We start from the raw sequence: 14,944 nt of genomic DNA, 5'->3' as shown, positions 1-14,944 counted from the left end.
ATGTCGGTCCCCCGCCCGCGGGCGGCGGTGTCGCTGATCTGCGCGGTGCCGAAGGCGGCCGGCCCGCCCGGCGCCGCCCCCGACGGTCACCGCCGGGCGCGTGCCGGGAGCTCCGGGGCGGCCCGGTGAACCGACAAGCCAGGCACGTGCACCGGGCGGCGCCGCACGTGCACCGGCCGACGCCCGCGGGCGCGCGCCGCCCGGTCCCCGTCCTCGTCCCCGTCCCCGTACGGCGTGCGTCGGCCCGGGGTCAGCCCGCGGCCGCGCGGTCCCCGGAGGGGCGCCTGCGGGCGGTGGGGTCGGTGATGGACGGGGGCTGCCAGACGCCGTCGGCCCGGTAGAGGTCGGTGCCGGGGGCCACGATCTCGTCGAGGCGGTCGAGCACCTCGTCGTCGAGGACCAGCTCGGCCCCCTTGAGCAGCGCGGTGAGCTGGTCCATCGTGCGCGGGCCGATGATCACCGACGTCACGGCCGGGTGCACCAGCGGGAAGGCGACGGCCAGCTCCGGCAGGGTGCAGCCCACCTCCTCGGTGAGCGCGACGAGCCGCTCGACGGCCGCGTACTTGGCGGCGTTGCCGGGGGCGGCGGGGTCGAAGCGCTGCGGGGAGAGCCTGGCCCGGCCGGTGGTGAGGTCGACGGCCCGGCCCTCACGGTGGGCGCCGGAGAGGAACCCGGAGGCGAGCGGCGACCAGGTCAGCACGCCCATGCCCAGGCGCTGCGCGGTGGGCAGCACGGCCCGTTCGATGCCGCGGGCGAGAATCGAGTACGGCGGCTGTTCCGTGCGCATCCGCATCAGCCCGCGCCGCTCCGCCACATGGTGTGCCTCGACGAGGTCCTCGGCGGGGAACGTGGAGCAGCCGAACGCCCGGACCTTGCCCGCCGTCACCAGGTCGCCGAGGACGGACAGCGTCTCCTCGATGTCGGTGGTGTGGTCGGGGCGGTGCACCTGGTAGAGGTCGATCCAGTCGGTGTCCAGCCGCCGCAGGCTGTCCTCGACGGCCTTGAGGATCCAGCGGCGCGAGTTGCCGCTGCGGTTGCGGCCCTCCCCCAGCGGAAAGTGCACCTTCGTGGCGAGCACCACGTCGTCGCGCCGCCCCTTGAGCGCCTTGCCGACGATCTCCTCGCACTCACCGGCGGAGTACATGTCGGCGGTGTCCACGAAGTTGACGCCGGCGTCGAGCGCGGTGTTGATGATGCGGGCGCCGTCCTCGTGGTCGGGGTTGCCGGAACTCCCGAACATCATCGTGCCCAGGCAGTGGGTGCTGACCTCGATGCCGGTCTTGCCGAGGACGCGATAGCGCATGCCGGTTGCTCCGTCACAGGTGGGGTGGGTCGAAGGCGCCAGTCTAGGTCTTGGAGCACACTTCAAATCCGTTATCCGGCCGCCTGGTTGACCGGCCGGCGACCGACGTCCGGAGGGCGGACCGGACCCCCGCGACCGATCGGGGAAGTGCGGTCGCTGCCCGTGCGCGGCTTCGGGCTTCGCACACTTTGGCTGATACACACCGGGTCGCCGACGCCTCCCCCGCACCCCCGGTCGAACCGCCGGCGAGAGGCGTGCGGCAGCATGGCTGACCGCACAGTCGTCACAGCGGCAGTCAGAGTCGTACGAGTGGAAGGACCCCCATGACCGCGGCAGCCCCCAAGCCCGAGATCCTGGCCGCGTTCGAGGCGGCGAAGGGGTTCATGCCCGTCGGCGAGGGACTCGCGTTGTACGCGGCGGCCGTCGAGGCGGGGCGGCTCGGCCTCCCGCTGCTGGAGGTCGGGACGTACTGCGGGCGCTCGACGATCCTGCTCGCCGACGCGGCCCGCGCGGCCGGGGTCACCGCGCTCACCGTCGACCACCACCGGGGCAGCGAGGAGCAGCAGCCGGGCTGGGACTACCACGACCCGGAGACGGTCGACCCGGAGATCGGGCTGATGGACACGCTGCCGGCCTTCCGGCGCACCCTGCACCGGGCAGGCCTGGAGGACCACGTCGTCGCCGTCGTCGGCCGTTCCCCTCAGGTCGCCGCGTTCTGGAACTCCCCGCTCGGCCTCGTCTTCATCGACGGCGGCCACACCGACGAGCACGCCACCGCCGACTACGAGGGCTGGGCCCCGCACGTGGCCCCGGGCGGGCTCCTCCTCATCCACGACGTCTTCCCGGACCCGGAGGACGAGTTCACCGGCCAGGCCCCCTACCGCGTCTACCTGCGCGCCCTGGAGTCGGGCGCCTTCACGGAGACCGCCGTCCACGACTCGCTGCGCGTCCTGCGCCGGACGGGGACGGGCATCTAGGACGCCGACGCCGGGCCCGGTGTCGGCCGGGCCGGGCCGGGCGGCAGCGAGGTGTGGCGGGGCGCGGCCGGGCGGCAGCGGGGCGCGGCCGGGTGTGGTTCGGGCCGTCATCCCAACGGCCCTCGCCGACACCGCGGACGCCCTGGGCGGCGGCTAGGGTGGCAGACGTGTCGTACACAGGCCCGGAATTCGATCCCCCGCAGCAGCGCCGGTTCCGGCGGGCGCCGCTCGCTGTCGGTCTTGCCGCGCTGGTGCCCGGTGCGCTGCTCGGATGGGTAGTGTACGAGGGGGTGGGCAAGCCCGGCGGCAGCGGTGCCGGGCAGGCGGACGCGGCGACGCCCAGGTCGGCGGAGGCGACCCCGGGCGACGACGCCAAGGTGCCGACGGCGAGCCCGAGCGCGGCCCGCCCGCTGCAGGGCAAGGTCGTCGTCATCGACCCGGGGCACAACCCGGGGAACTTCCAGCACACGTCCGAGATCAACCAGAAGGTCGACATCGGGACGAACTGGAAGGAGTGCGACACCACGGGCACGTCCACCAACGCGGGCTACAGCGAGGCCCGCTTCACCCTGGACGTCGCGCACCGGCTGCGGACGCTGCTGGAGAAGCAGGGCGCCACGGTGAAGCTGACCCATGACGGGGACCGGCCGGCCTGGGGGCCGTGTGTGACGAAGCGCGCGGAGATCGGCAACGCGGCGCACGCCGACGCGGCCATCTCCATCCACGCCGACGGGGCACCCGAGGGCGACCGCGGCTTCCATGTCATCCTGCCCGCGACCGTGCACTCGGGCGCCGCCGACACCCGCCCGATCGCCGCCACCTCCCGCACTCTCGGCGAGCGCATCGAGAGCGACTTCGCGAAGGTCACGGGCAGCGCACCGTCCAATTACGTAGGCAACGGCACCGGTCTCGACGTACGTAAGGACCTCGGCGGTCTCAATCTGTCAACGGTTCCCAAGGTGTTCATCGAATGCGGCAACATGCGCGATAGCAAGGACGCGGCACTGTTGACCAGCGGCGCCTGGCGGCAGAAGGCGGCAGAGGGAATGTCTGAGGGAATCGTGAGTTTCCTGCGCGGTTAGGCACCGGCGGGCCCCTCCGGGCGGACACCCTGATCGTTCGGGGGATAGTGTCCGTCCTACGATTCCTACGATCGATTCCCACGATGAGGGGCACACCCCCCGCGACGCCTCCTCCGCCGACGAGACGACACACGAAGGACCTGAAGTGAATATCCGCTCCCTCACTAGAGGCGACGGCGCGGTCATCGGAGCAGCGGTGTTGCTGTTCGTCGCGTCGTTCCTCGACACGTTCGACAAGTCCGGCAACGGTGCCCCGAACGCCTGGGACAACCTCGGCCTGGTGATGAGCATGTACGTCGGCGGCATCGCCGGCGCGGTCCTGATCGTCCTCGCCCGCGCACTGCCGCAGCCGCTGAAGTTCGTCGGCCTCGACCTGGGCCAGATCGGCGTCGGCCTCACGGTGTTCTCCGTGTGGACCGCGTTCTGGTCGACCATCGACCCGCTGGGCGCGTTCTCCGACGAGTTCAACGCCGCCGACATCGGCGCGGGCTCCGGTCTGATCCTCGGCCTGATCGCGGCCCTGGTGCTGGCCGCGGCCGCCGTCGCCACCCCGCTGGTCCCGGCCCTCCAGGCGGCCCTGATCCCGGCCCCCAAGCCGCAGGCCCCGCAGCCCTACGGCGCCCAGCCGCCCGGCGGTTACGGCTACCCGGGGGCCGGCGCGCCGCAGCCCGGCCAGCCCTACGGCGCCCAGCCGCAGCCGGGCCAGCCGTTCGGCCAGCAGCAGCCCCCGGCCGCCGCGCAGCAGCCGCCGGCGCCGGACTTCTCGCCGTTCTGGTTCGCCGTCCCGGTGCCGCGGCCGCTGTTCGCGGAGGACGGCTCGACCGCGCCGATCGCCGAACTGGCGCCCGGCACCTGGTACTTGGCGGTCGAGCAGCGGGGTACCGCCCTGGTGGCGCAGACCCAGGACGGCCGTCGTGGCGTGCTTCAGGACACCTCCGGGATCCAGCGCGGCTGAACAGCCCGGCACCTGCGGCCCCTTGCCCTTCCGGGTGAGGGGCCGTTGTCGTACAGTCACCCCCGCGATGATCTGACGTGACGTCAGGAGGTGGCCATGCGGCTCGGGTTGGCACTCGGCTACTGGGGGCGCGGCCCCTCCCCGGACCATGTGCCGCTGGCCCAGGAGGCGGAGCGGCTCGGGTACGACTCGGTGTGGACGGCGGAGTCCTGGGGCTCGGACGCCTTCACCCCGCTCACCTGGATCGCCGCGCAGACGTCGACGATCAAGCTGGGTACGGCCGTTGCCCAGATGGCGGCCCGGTCGCCGACCACGACCGCGATGCACGCGCTGACCCTGGACCACCTCTCCGGCGGCCGGGTGCTGCTGGGGCTCGGGCTGTCCGGGCCGCAGGTCGTGGAGGGCTGGTACGGCCGTCCGTTCCCGAGGTCGCCGCTGACCGCGACGCGGGAGTACGTGGACGTCGTACGGCAGGTGCTGCGCCGGGAGGGGCCGGTGACGGTGGACGGGCGCTTCCACTCCCACCCGTACCGGGGGCCGGACGCGACCGGTCTCGGCAAGCCGCTGAAGCCGATCACCCACCCGCTCCGCCCCGGCCTGCCCGTCCTGCTCGGCGCCGAGGGGCCGAAGAACGTCGCCCAGACGGTCCGGATCGCCGACGGCTGGCTGCCGCTGTACTGGGCGCCGAGCCGCCCCGAGGTGTACGGCCCGGCGGTCGCCGGCCTGCCGGAGGGCTTCCTGGTCGCCCCCATGGCCCAGGTCAGGGTCTGCGACGACGTGGCGGCCGGGCTGCTGCCCGTGAAGGCCATGCTCGGCTTCTACATCGGCGGGATGGGCCACGCGGCCCGCAACTTCCACGCCGACCTCATGGCCCGCATGGGGTACGAGGAGGAGGCGCGGCGGATCCAGGAGCTGTTCCTGGCGGGACGGCGCGAGGAGGCGGTGCTGGCGGTGCCGGACGCGTTCGCCGACGAGATCTCGCTGATCGGCCCGCGCGAACGCATCGCCGAACGGCTGGAGTTGTGGCGCAAGGGCCCGGTGACGGACCTGCTGGCCCTGTCACCGGACCCGCACACCCTGCGGGTGCTCGCCGAGCTGAACTCCTAGCCGCCGGTGAGCTGGCCGGCCGAGGGCACCTGGTTGGTGACCGGGGCGCCGGCGCTCTTCCCGGCGTCCTTGACCTGGTTGATGATGTCGTTGAACGAACTCGCCGCGTCCCCGTCGCCCTTGCGGAGCTTGGACGGCAGGTCCTTCAGCGAGTCGATCCCGGCGGACAGCGGTGCGATGGCCTTGGACAGCAGCGGGTCGCCCTGGGCGTTCCGCTTGGCGGCCTTGAGCCTGTTGTACGCGAACCCGCCCGCGGCGGCCGCCTTGACCAGGGCGAAGGTACGGCCGTGGGCGCCCTTCTTGAACTTGCCGGCCTTCCACGGCTTCACGATCCACTGGTAGGTCGCGCCGGCGGCGAGACCCGCGTTGGCGACGAACCTCGCCTTGGCGAACTTCTGCTTCTGCGCGGACGTGCTCGGACTGGGTGTGTCGGCCACGGGGACCGCCACCATGCCGGTGTCGACGGACTTGCTCCGGCTGCTGCCGGCGCAGGCGGTGACACCGGCGACCAGGGCGCAGCAGAGGGTGAGCGCGACGACGAGGCGCCGTATCGGTACGGACACGGGGTCCTCCCGTGAGTCTCGATGTCCTCCCCGAGCGGGTGCTTCCTCCGGCAGCCTCACCCAGATGGCCGCACCTCGCCACTCGAGAAGGGCGCCGTTCAGGTTTCAAGGACCGTTTCGCGGCAACCCGGACCCCATGTCCCCTGCTTATCGCAACGGCCCCAACCAGGCCGGCAACGTCGTGGCGATCGTCGCCGACGTGATGGCCCTCATCCTGGGCCTGTGGATCCTGATGTACCTGCTGGACGCGAACCGGGCGAACAGCCTGGTCCAGTTCGTCCACGAGGCGGCCAACTGGCTGGCCGGCTGGTCACGCGACCTGTTCACCTTCGACGAGGCCTGGGCCAGGGTGGTGGCCGGCTACGGCCTGGCGGCGGTGGTCTACCTGTTCATCGGCCACGCGGTGGCCAATCGCATGCACCGCCACTGAACGACCCCGGTCAGTGAAAGCGCCCCGTAAGGGGCGCGGGGAACTGCGCGGGCAACCACGACGCACCCGCACCCGCCGTCGCACAGAACCCCCGCCCCACTAGGCGCAGCAATCCACCTCAAGCCCACAAGGAAGCTCGCCGCCCCCGAAGACCGCACACGTAGCGTCATGTCCCCCGAGCGCGGCAACGGCCAGCAACAACGACCCCGCCGTCCATGTCGTGAGCTCCCGCGGCCACACCGCGTCGTCCTCGAACACGTACCCGGTCCAGTAGAGCCCCGACTCCGCGTCCCGCAGATGCTGGATGGACTGGAGGATCTCCAGCGCCCGGTCGGACTCCCCGACCGCCCACAGCGCCAGCGCCAGCTCCGCCGACTCCCCGCCCGTCACCCACGGGTTGGGGGCCACGCACCGCACCCCGAACCCGGGCACGACGAAGCGGTCCCAGTCCTTCTCGATCCGCGCCCCCGCCTCCGCACCGGTCAGCGCCCCGCCCAGCACCGGGTAGTACCAGTCCATCGAGTAGCGGTCCTTGTCGAGGAACCGCTCGGGGTGGCGCCGGATCGCGTGCCGCAGCGCGCCGACCGCCAACTCCCAGTCCGGCTGCGCCTCTTCCCGCTGCTCGGCGATGGCGAGCGCACAGCGCAACGCGTGGTGGACCGACGAACTCCCGGTCAGCAGCGCCTCGTCGGCGGGCGTGCCGTCGTCCTCGCGGCGCCAGCCGATCTCGCCGCCCGGCTGCTGGAGCCGCAGCACCCACTCGACGGCCGCGTAGACGGCCGGCCACATCCGGTCGAGGAACGTGTCGTCGCCGGTGGAGAGGTAGTGGTGCCAGACGCCGACGGCTATGTAGGCGACGAAGTTGGACTCGCGGGCGCGGTCGGTGACGTCGTCGTGCGCGCCGTCGGCGTAGGCCGCGTACCAGGAGCCGTCCTCGTTCTGGTGCCGGGCGAGCCAGTTGTACGCCCGTTCGGCGGCCGCGTGCTCCCCGGCCGCGTCCAGTGCCATCGCGGCCTCGGTGTGGTCCCAGGGATCGAGGTGGTGCCCCCGGAACCACGGGATCGCGCCGTCCTCCCGCTGTACGGCGAGGATGCCGCGGACGGTCGCGGCAGCCTGCTCGGCGGTGAGGACCCCGGGCAGGACGAGGTGTTCTGTCCGGGGGGTGGTCACTTGGCGGCCGCCCCGGTCGTCTCGGCCGCCCCGGTCGTCTCGGTCGTCCGGGTCCCGTCGGAGACCGCGGGCAGGTGCGGCTTGGTGGCGTAGACGACGAAGCTCTTGCCCATGACCGGGTTCAGCGCCTGCTCGGCGACCCGGGTGGCCAGCGGCTTCTTCATGATGTCCCAGACCAGCAGCTTGTGGTACGCGCGCACCGGCAGCGCCTTGTCGTTGTCGACGCCGAACGCGCACTTCAGCCACCAGTACGGCGAGTGCAGCGCGTGCGCGTGGTGGCTGCCGTAGGGCCGCAGGCCGGCTTCCTTGATCTTCCCGACCAGCTCGTCGGCCTTGTAGATGCGGATGTGGCCGCCCTCGACCTCGTGGTAGGCGTCGGAGAGCGCCCAGCAGACCTTCTCGGGGCCGTAGCGGGGCACGGTGACGGCGATCCGGCCGCCCGGCCTGAGCACCCGCACCATCTCGGCGAGCACCCCCTTGTCGTCGGGGATGTGCTCCATCACCTCGGAGATGATGACGACGTCGAAGGACTCGTCCGGGAACGGCAGGGCCAGGGCGTCGCCCTCCATGGCGGTGGCCGTCGCGCCCGCCGGGGCCTCGCCGGCCTCCTTCATCGCCGCGAACCACTTGGCGACCTCGCGGATTTCCTCGGGGTTCTGGTCGAGGGCCACGACCTGGGCGCCGCGCCGGTAGCACTCGAAGGCGTGCCGGCCGGCCCCGCAGCCGAGGTCCAGGACGCGGTCGCCCGGCGCGAGCGGGAACCGGGAGAAGTCGACAGTCAGCACGTGGCCCTGCTTTCACTCTCGTGACGAACACCAGCTGAGGCCGCGGAGCGGCCGGTACTGCGGGGCGCGGAGGAGGCAGCGGGGTCTGGGGCCCCGGCACGGGAGCGGCCGACCCCGGCGGCGCCCTCGCCGCCCCGGCCGCCCGGCGCGCCCGTGGAGCGGGCGATCGCCTCGCGGTAGCGGGCCACCGTGCCCTGAGCGGCACGCGCCCAGGTGTAGTGCCGCAGCACCCGCTCACGGCCCGCCCGGCCGAGCCGCAGCCGCAGCTCCGCGTCGCCCAGCAGCCGGTTCAGCCCGGCGGCCAGCGCGCCCGCGTCGCCCGGCGGTACCGCCAGGCAGGTCTCGCCGTCGCGCCCGGCGACCTCGGGGATCGCGCCGCCGGTCGTCGCGACCAGCGGGGTGCCGGTCGCCATGGCCTCGGCGGCGGGCAGCGAGAAGCCCTCGTAGAGCGACGGCACGCAGGCGACCTCGGCCGACCGGACCAGGTCGACGAGTTCGGCGTCGGAGATGCCCTTCACGAACTCGACGGCACCGTCGAGGCCGTACCGCTCCATGGCCTGCGCGACGGGCCCCTCGGCGGGACGCTTGCCGACGACGACGAGGTGGGCGGCCGGATGCTCGGTCCGCACCTTGGCGAGGGCCTCGACGAGGTACACCAGCCCCTTGAGGGGGACGTCCGCGCTGGAGGTGGTGACGATCCGGCCGGGTATCTGGGGGACGGCGGGATTCGGCGCGAAGAGGTCGGTGTCGGCGCCGATGTGGACGACGTGGACCCGGTCCTCGCGGACCCCGAGGTGGTCGACGATCTCCTGGCGGGAGGTGCCGGAGACGGTGAGCACGGAGGGCAGCCGGCGGGCCACCCGCTTCTGCATCCGGGTGAAGGCGTACCAGCGTCGTACGGAGTACCGCCGCTGCCATCCCTCGGCGGCGTCCAGCTCCAACTGCCGGTCGACGGTGATGGGGTGGTGGATGGTGGTGACCAGGGGCGCGCCGATGTCCCCCAACAGGCCGTAGCCCAGCGTCTGGTTGTCGTGGACGACGTCGAACTCCCCGGCGCGGGCGCGCAGATGGCGGCGGGCGCGCAGGGAGAAGGTCAGCGGTTCGGGGAAGCCGCCGGTCCACATGGTGGCCACTTCGAGGGCGTCGACCCAGTCCCGGTACTCGTCCCGCTTCGGGGTCCGGAAGGGGTCCGGGGAGCGGTACAGGTCGAGGCTGGGCAGCTCGGTGAGGGTGAGGCCGGGGTGTCCCTCGTCGAGGACGGGGTACGGCTGCGACCCGATGACCTCGATCCGGTGTCCGAGCCGGGCCAGCTCCCGCGACAGGTGCCGTACGTAGACACCCTGGCCGCCGCAGAACGGGTTCCCTTTATAGGTGAGGAGCGCGATGTCGAGCGGTCGCTCGCCGTCGGCGGCGGGTTCCTCGTCGGCACCCGCCCGACTGGCCTCAGCGGTCACTCCGGGCCCCCTTCTCCCTGCACTTTCCCGTGAGGTTACGCCGGGACGCTAATCTAGAACAAGTTTCAGACTTGATCGTTCAAGAGGCTCTGAATCTACCGGCAGGTAGGGGTGGAGTGAGCAGTGGATCAGGTGATTCGCGCCACGGCGGGAACCCCTGCCATGCTGTGTGATCACTCGCCCTGAGCACTGCCCTCACCGACTGTCACGGACGGGACCCATGCCTGTGGAAGCCAAGGTGGACATCGGCGCCAGATCGGCCACCCCGCCGCTCACCGAGCGACAGGAGGCCCGGCGCCGCCGGATCCTGCACGCGAGCGCCCAGCTGGCCAGCCGGGGCGGTTTCGACGCGGTGCAGATGCGCGAGGTGGCCGAGTCCTCCCAGGTGGCCCTCGGCACCCTGTACCGGTACTTCCCGTCCAAGGTGCATCTGCTGGTCGCGACCATGCAGGACCAGCTGGAGCACATGCACGGCACGCTGCGCAAGAAGCCGCCGGCGGGCGAGACGGCATCCGAGCGGGTCGCCGAGACCCTGATGCGGGCCTTCCGCGCCCTCCAGCGGGAGCCGCACCTGGCCGACGCGATGGTCCGGGCCCTCACCTTCGCCGACCGCAGCGTCTCCCCCGAGGTGGACCAGGTCTCCCGGCAGACGACGGCGATCATCCTGGACGCGATGGGCCTGACCGACCCCACGTCCGCTCAGCTGTCCGCCGTCCGGGTGATCGAGCACACCTGGCACTCGGCCCTGATCACCTGGCTCTCGGGCCGCGCCTCCATCGCCCAGGTGAAGATCGACATCGAGACGGTGTGCCGCCTGATCGACCTGACGGAGCCGGACGCGAAGCAGGAGCGGAAGAAGTAGGCACACGAAGACCTACGAGACGGGTTCCCTTCGCCGGCATGGTCCGGATCAGGTGATGGGGGTCGCCGTCCGGCCCTACTGCTGCCTTCCGGCCTCTCAGCCCGACCGTCGACGTCGGCACCGGCGGATGCTTCTGCATCTGCGTCACGCCAGAGTCGGCTACTCCGCTCGGACTCCCTCACTCGCCTCGTAGGCTGCTTCCAGCATAGAACGCCCAGAGCAGAAGAGAACCCCCCAAGATGGATTTTTTGGACTTTTCCTGACAGTGGGCGCCGGAAAGCGGCTGGCGGCGCTCCCCCGCCGGATCGCAGAATCCTCCCCATGGCACTCATCCACCGCACCACCCTCACGCCCACCAAGGTCGAGCTCCTCGCCGCCTGGCTCCCGACCCGCCCCTGGTACCACGGGCCCGCCGCCCCGGAGCTGGTGAAGGCCGGCGGATTCCGGCTGGACGACCCGGAGGGCGCGGTCGGGATCGAGTTCATGGTGGTCACCGAGGAGGCGGGGGCCTACCTCGTGCCGCTGACCTACCGCGGTTCCCCGCTCGACGGCGCCGGGCACGCCCTCGTCGGCACCATGGAGCACGGCGTGCTGGGTCCGCGCTGGGCCTACGACGGCTGCCACGACCCGGTGCTGACGGCCGGACTGCTCGCCCTGATCGAGGGCCGCGCCGAGGCACAGGCGCAGAGCCTCACCGACACCCCCGACCGGGAGGTCGCCCGCTCCTACGCCGGAGCGGGTCCCGTCACCGGTCTCGGCGCCCCCGTCGACACCGACGGAAGCACCGAGTTCGCCGTGCCGGACACCGGCCTGGTACTGCGGCTGCCGCGGGTACTGACCCCCGGCTCCACACCGCCCGGCGGTGCCGTCGGGCAGGTCACCGGCGCCTGGGAGCAGCCGGACGGCACCCGCACCCGGTCCCTGTTCGCGGCCCTGGAAGCCCGCTGACCGCCCTCCGGCCGGTCCCCCATTCGCCCCCCGGTCACTCCTCCGGCGGGAACACCGGCTCCCCGCTGCCCAGCAGGGTGATCGTGATCGCCTCCACCGGGCAGTTCTCCGCCGCGTCGAGGACCCTGCCGTTGGCGTCCGTCTCCGGGTCCACGGGGTGGGACTGCATGGCGGAGTCGAGGCGGAAGGAGCCGGTGGCCCGGTGGACGCACTGGGCCGAGCCGATGCAGAGGGCACGGTCGACCTCGACGTGCCAGCGGTCACCCATGGCGGTCTCTCACCCCTCCCAGCCGGCCGGCAGGTGGATCATCTTGTGTTCGAGGAACTCGCCGTAGCCCTCCGGACCGAACTCCCGCCCCAGACCGGAGCTCTTGTAGCCGCCGAAGGGGCCCAGCATGTCGAGGCTGAAGGTGTTCACGGAGTAGGTCCCGGTACGGACCTGCCGCGCGACCTCGATGCCGTGCGCCACGTCCGCCGTCCAGACGCTTCCGCTCAGCCCGTAGTCCGAGTCGTTCGCGATCTTCAGCGCCTCGGACTCGTCGCCGTAGGGGAGCAGGCAGATCACCGGGCCGAAGATCTCCTCACGGGCGATCCGCATGGAGTTGTCGACATCGCCGAAGAGGGTGGGCTCGACGTACCAGCCCCTGTCCAGGCCCGGCGGCCGGCCGCCGCCGGTGAGGATCTTGGCCCCCTCCTCCTGACCGATCCGGATGTAGTCCAGGTTCCGCTGCTGCTGGCGGCGCGCGACCAGCGGACCCACCTGGGTGGCCGGGTCCAGCGGGTCGCCGACCTTCAGGGCGCTCGCCGCGGCCGCGAAGGCGTCGGCGAACTCGTCGTAGCGCGAGCGCGGGACGAGGATGCGGGTCTGGGCGACGCACGCCTGGCCGTTGTTCATCCAGGCGGCCGGGACGATGCCGGCGACGGCGGCGGCCACGTCCGCGTCCGGCAGCACGACGGCCGCCGACTTGCCGCCCAGTTCCAGGGTCACCCGGGTGAGGTTCTTGGCGGCGACCTCCATCACGCGCTTGCCGGCCGCGACCGAGCCGGTGAAGGAGACCTTGTCGACGCCCGGGTGGGACACCAGGTACTCACTGACCTCGCGGTCCGCCGGGAGGATGGAGAGCACCCCGTCCGGCAGCCCGGCCTCCTTGGTGATCTCACCCAGGATGTAGGCGTCCAGCGGCGACTCCGGGGACGGTTTCAGCACCACCGTGCAGCCGGTGAGCAGTGCCGGGGCCAGCTTGGCGGCCGCCACGAACTGGGGCACGTTCCACGGCACCACGGCCGCCACCACCCCGACCGGCTCCCGCCGCACCAAAATCTTCCCGAGCACCCCGTCGCGCGTCTGTTCGTAGGTGAAGTCGCGCGCGACCCTGATCGCCGCGTCCCACACCATCATCGCGCCGAGCGCCTGCGCGAGGACGCTCCAGGAGTACGGCGAACCGTTCTCGGAGGAGATCACCCGGGCGATCTCCTCGTGCCGTACGGCGATCGCGTCCTTGATCCGGGTGACGACCTCGATCCGCTCGTCGAGCGTCATCCGCGGCCAGGGTCCCTCGTCGAAGGCCTGCCGCGCCACCGCCACCGCCCGGTCCACGTCCTCCCGCGAGGCATGCGGCACCCGCCCGAACACCTCCTCGGTGTGCGGCGAGATCACCTCGATGACGTCCTTGCCCAGGGGGTCGGTCAACTCCCCGCCGATGAACAACTGTCCGTGTTCCAGGAACTCGGTCATGGCGCCCCGCCACCCTTCCTGACGATGTCTCAGAACTGATACCAGTTCTAGTTCAACTAAGCCAGGGATGGGAACGAATAGGCTCCCACCAGTACTTTTGGCGCTTCCGGAGGGCACCTCAAGTCGCCCGCCGGAGCCAGGACCTCCAGTCCGGCCGCCGGTACCCGGCGGGGAGCCCGAGCAGCACCCCGCCCCGGAACCCGGGTTCACGGCCGCGCCAGGTGAACTTCCCCACGCCATATCTGACGTGTCATCAGTTCTCGTTATAGTGGGTCATGGCCGTGGGGCCGGCGGGACCGGGCGGGGGCGGAGGAAGGCTGATGGCGGACGGTCTGGGCGAGTCGGCGGAGGTGCGGCCGCAGGTCGCGGTGCGGGATCTCGGCGGGGGTGTGCGGTCCGTCGCCGTGCCCATCCCGGACAATCCGCTGGGCCACACGCTGGTGTACGTGATGGACACCGACCGGGGGCCGGTGCTGGTCGACACCGGGTGGGACGACCCCGGGTCGTGGGACGTGCTGGTGGCGGGGCTGGAGGCGTGCGGTACGGGCGTCGGCGAGGTGCACGGGGTCGTCATCACGCATCACCATCCCGACCATCACGGGCTGTCGGGGCGGGTGCGCGAGGCGTCCGGGGCCTGGATCGCGATGCACGCGGCCGACGCGGCGATCGTACGGCGGGCGCGGGAGACCCGGCCGGAGCGGTGGTTCACGTACATGGCCGCGAAGCTGACGGCGGCCGGGGCGCCGGACGAACACGTGGCGCCGCTGCGCGACGGACCCCGCCGCCGTACCCCGCCCGGCCTGGCGCCCGCCCTCCCCGACCGCGAGATCCTCCCCGGCGAACTCCTCGGCCTCCCGGGCCGCCGGCTGCGGGCGGTCTGGACGCCGGGGCACACCCCCGGCCACGTCTGCCTGCACCTGGAGGAGGAGCACCCCGCCCGGCTCCCGGGTCACGGCCGCCTGTTCTCCGGCGACCATCTCCTCCCCGAGATCACCCCGCACATCGGCCTCTACGAGGACCCCGACGACGCGACCGTGACCGACCCCCTCGGCGACTACCTCGACTCCCTGGAGCGCGTCGGCCGGCTCGCCCCCGCCGAGGTGCTCCCGGCCCACCAGCACACCTTCACCGACGCACCGGGACGGGTGCGCGAGCTCCTGGCCCACCACGAGGAGCGCCTGGCCGGCCTGCTCACCCTGCTCCGACAGCCCCTCACCCCGTGGGAGCTGGCGGTACGGATGGAGTGGAACCGCCCCTGGGAACAGATCCCGTACGGCTCACGGAACATCGCCGTCTCGGAGGCCGAGGCCCATCTCCGGCGCCTGGTGAAACTGGGCCGGGCGGAGGCGGTGACAGGGAGCGATCCGGTGACCTACGTGGCGGTGTGAGAACCGTTCGGCGGTCGCCGCCCCCGGTCCCGGCCGGGCCGCCCGTCCGGGCCGGTCACCGCGAGGACGGGTTCCGGTGCCACCGCGAGGACGGATTACGGTGCCGCCGCGGGGACGGGTTCCGGTGCCGCCGCCCGGCGGGCCGACGCCGGTCGTGGGCGGCTGCGCCATGGGGCGGTCAACAC

General features: G+C 72.3%; 16 protein-coding genes. 9 read left to right on the top strand and 7 right to left on the bottom strand.

The annotated features are described in order from the left end of the window. Positions 1-129, top strand: coding sequence for a hypothetical protein (locus tag IEZ11_RS51855; protein ID WP_268239891.1), 129 nt, complete (start codon positions 1-3; stop codon positions 127-129). 121 nt (positions 130-250) lie between these two features. On the opposite strand, the gene IEZ11_RS00385 is transcribed toward IEZ11_RS51855, so the two are convergent. After that, positions 251-1,303, bottom strand: coding sequence for an aldo/keto reductase (locus IEZ11_RS00385; RefSeq protein ID WP_189260476.1), 1,053 nt, complete (start codon positions 1,301-1,303; stop codon positions 251-253). A 323-nt stretch (positions 1,304-1,626) separates the two neighbouring features. On the opposite strand from IEZ11_RS00385, the gene IEZ11_RS00380 reads away from it, so the two are divergent. The 4 genes from IEZ11_RS00380 to IEZ11_RS00365 all read left to right on the top strand — a co-directional run bounded on the left by IEZ11_RS00380 (position 1,627) and on the right by IEZ11_RS00365 (position 5,424). Beyond that, complete coding sequence (locus IEZ11_RS00380; RefSeq protein ID WP_189260475.1) at positions 1,627-2,280, top strand: class I SAM-dependent methyltransferase; 654 nt, start codon at positions 1,627-1,629, stop codon at positions 2,278-2,280. Positions 2,281-2,447: 167 nt separating this feature from the next. After that, positions 2,448-3,362: an N-acetylmuramoyl-L-alanine amidase gene (locus tag IEZ11_RS00375; protein ID WP_189260474.1), complete on the top strand. Its 915-nt coding sequence runs from the start codon at positions 2,448-2,450 to the stop codon at positions 3,360-3,362. 145 nt (positions 3,363-3,507) lie between these two features. Beyond that, positions 3,508-4,317, top strand: coding sequence for a hypothetical protein (locus IEZ11_RS00370; protein ID WP_189260473.1), 810 nt, complete (start codon positions 3,508-3,510; stop codon positions 4,315-4,317). A gap of 96 nt (positions 4,318-4,413) precedes the next feature. Further along, positions 4,414-5,424 (top strand): LLM class F420-dependent oxidoreductase, encoded by a 1,011-nt coding sequence (locus IEZ11_RS00365; protein ID WP_189260472.1) that lies wholly within the window; start codon positions 4,414-4,416, stop codon positions 5,422-5,424. Here IEZ11_RS00365 and IEZ11_RS00360 read toward each other — a convergent pair. Next, a complete protein-coding gene (locus IEZ11_RS00360; protein WP_189260471.1) occupies positions 5,421-5,987 on the bottom strand; it encodes a hypothetical protein in 567 nt (188 codons plus the stop codon). The genes IEZ11_RS00365 and IEZ11_RS00360 overlap by 4 nt on opposite strands. Before the next feature lie 136 nt (positions 5,988-6,123). Here IEZ11_RS00360 and IEZ11_RS00355 point away from each other — a divergent pair, with 136 nt between their 5' ends. Then, a complete protein-coding gene (locus tag IEZ11_RS00355) occupies positions 6,124-6,417 on the top strand; it encodes a hypothetical protein (protein ID WP_189260470.1) in 294 nt (97 codons plus the stop codon). Between the two features lie 99 nt (positions 6,418-6,516). On the opposite strand, the gene IEZ11_RS00350 is transcribed toward IEZ11_RS00355, so the two are convergent. Genes IEZ11_RS00350 through IEZ11_RS00340 form a run of 3 tightly spaced genes read right to left on the bottom strand, consistent with a single transcriptional unit; the run spans position 6,517 to position 9,826 of the window. Further along, a complete protein-coding gene (locus IEZ11_RS00350) occupies positions 6,517-7,587 on the bottom strand; it encodes a prenyltransferase/squalene oxidase repeat-containing protein (protein ID WP_189260469.1) in 1,071 nt (356 codons plus the stop codon). Next, complete coding sequence (locus IEZ11_RS00345; protein ID WP_189260468.1) at positions 7,584-8,372, bottom strand: class I SAM-dependent methyltransferase; 789 nt, start codon at positions 8,370-8,372, stop codon at positions 7,584-7,586. The genes IEZ11_RS00350 and IEZ11_RS00345 overlap by 4 nt, the downstream gene beginning before the upstream one ends. Then, positions 8,366-9,826, bottom strand: a complete 1,461-nt coding sequence (locus IEZ11_RS00340) for a glycosyltransferase family 4 protein (protein ID WP_189260467.1) — start codon at positions 9,824-9,826, stop codon at positions 8,366-8,368. The genes IEZ11_RS00345 and IEZ11_RS00340 overlap by 7 nt, the downstream gene beginning before the upstream one ends. 220 nt (positions 9,827-10,046) lie before the next feature. Here IEZ11_RS00340 and IEZ11_RS00335 point away from each other — a divergent pair, with 220 nt between their 5' ends. Next, a complete protein-coding gene (locus tag IEZ11_RS00335) occupies positions 10,047-10,688 on the top strand; it encodes a TetR family transcriptional regulator (protein ID WP_189260466.1) in 642 nt (213 codons plus the stop codon). A gap of 321 nt (positions 10,689-11,009) precedes the next feature. After that, positions 11,010-11,636, top strand: a complete 627-nt coding sequence (locus IEZ11_RS00330) for a maltokinase N-terminal cap-like domain-containing protein (protein WP_189260465.1) — start codon at positions 11,010-11,012, stop codon at positions 11,634-11,636. Between the two features lie 34 nt (positions 11,637-11,670). On the opposite strand, the gene IEZ11_RS00325 is transcribed toward IEZ11_RS00330, so the two are convergent. Together IEZ11_RS00325 and IEZ11_RS00320 are read right to left on the bottom strand one after the other, a co-directional pair. Next, the gene (locus IEZ11_RS00325) at positions 11,671-11,904 is read right to left on the bottom strand and encodes a ferredoxin (protein ID WP_189260464.1); all 234 of its coding nucleotides are present in this window, start codon (positions 11,902-11,904) and stop codon (positions 11,671-11,673) included. A gap of 9 nt (positions 11,905-11,913) precedes the next feature. Further along, positions 11,914-13,371 carry an aldehyde dehydrogenase gene (locus tag IEZ11_RS00320; RefSeq protein WP_189260463.1) on the bottom strand — a complete coding sequence of 486 codons (1,458 nt, stop codon included), beginning with the start codon at positions 13,369-13,371 and terminating at the stop codon, positions 11,914-11,916. 320 nt (positions 13,372-13,691) lie between these two features. Here IEZ11_RS00320 and IEZ11_RS00315 point away from each other — a divergent pair, with 320 nt between their 5' ends. Further along, positions 13,692-14,759: a Strvi_7410 family MBL fold metallo-hydrolase gene (locus IEZ11_RS00315; protein ID WP_189260462.1), complete on the top strand. Its 1,068-nt coding sequence runs from the start codon at positions 13,692-13,694 to the stop codon at positions 14,757-14,759. Positions 14,760-14,944: the final 185 nt, after the last annotated feature.

The organism is Streptomyces fuscichromogenes, assembly GCF_014645815.1.
GTDB lineage: Bacteria > Actinomycetota > Actinomycetes > Streptomycetales > Streptomycetaceae > Streptomyces > Streptomyces fuscichromogenes.
This window is presented reverse-complemented; position numbering and strand designations above follow the sequence as displayed.

Bases quoted from the DNA above. Each gene is read 5' to 3' on its own strand.
- IEZ11_RS51855 (WP_268239891.1), top strand. From the start codon at position 1: ATGTCGGTCCCCCGCCCGCGGGCGGCGGTGTCGCTGATCTGCGCGGTG.
- IEZ11_RS00385 (WP_189260476.1), bottom strand. From the start codon at position 1,303: ATGCGCTATCGCGTCCTCGGCAAGACCGGCATCGAGGTCAGCACCCAC.
- IEZ11_RS00380 (WP_189260475.1), top strand. From the start codon at position 1,627: ATGACCGCGGCAGCCCCCAAGCCCGAGATCCTGGCCGCGTTCGAGGCG.
- IEZ11_RS00365 (WP_189260472.1), top strand. From the start codon at position 4,414: ATGCGGCTCGGGTTGGCACTCGGCTACTGGGGGCGCGGCCCCTCCCCG.
- IEZ11_RS00355 (WP_189260470.1), top strand. From the start codon at position 6,124: ATGTCCCCTGCTTATCGCAACGGCCCCAACCAGGCCGGCAACGTCGTG.
- IEZ11_RS00335 (WP_189260466.1), top strand. From the start codon at position 10,047: ATGCCTGTGGAAGCCAAGGTGGACATCGGCGCCAGATCGGCCACCCCG.
- IEZ11_RS00330 (WP_189260465.1), top strand. From the start codon at position 11,010: ATGGCACTCATCCACCGCACCACCCTCACGCCCACCAAGGTCGAGCTC.
- IEZ11_RS00325 (WP_189260464.1), bottom strand. From the start codon at position 11,904: ATGGGTGACCGCTGGCACGTCGAGGTCGACCGTGCCCTCTGCATCGGC.
- IEZ11_RS00320 (WP_189260463.1), bottom strand. From the start codon at position 13,371: ATGACCGAGTTCCTGGAACACGGACAGTTGTTCATCGGCGGGGAGTTG.
- IEZ11_RS00315 (WP_189260462.1), top strand. From the start codon at position 13,692: ATGGCGGACGGTCTGGGCGAGTCGGCGGAGGTGCGGCCGCAGGTCGCG.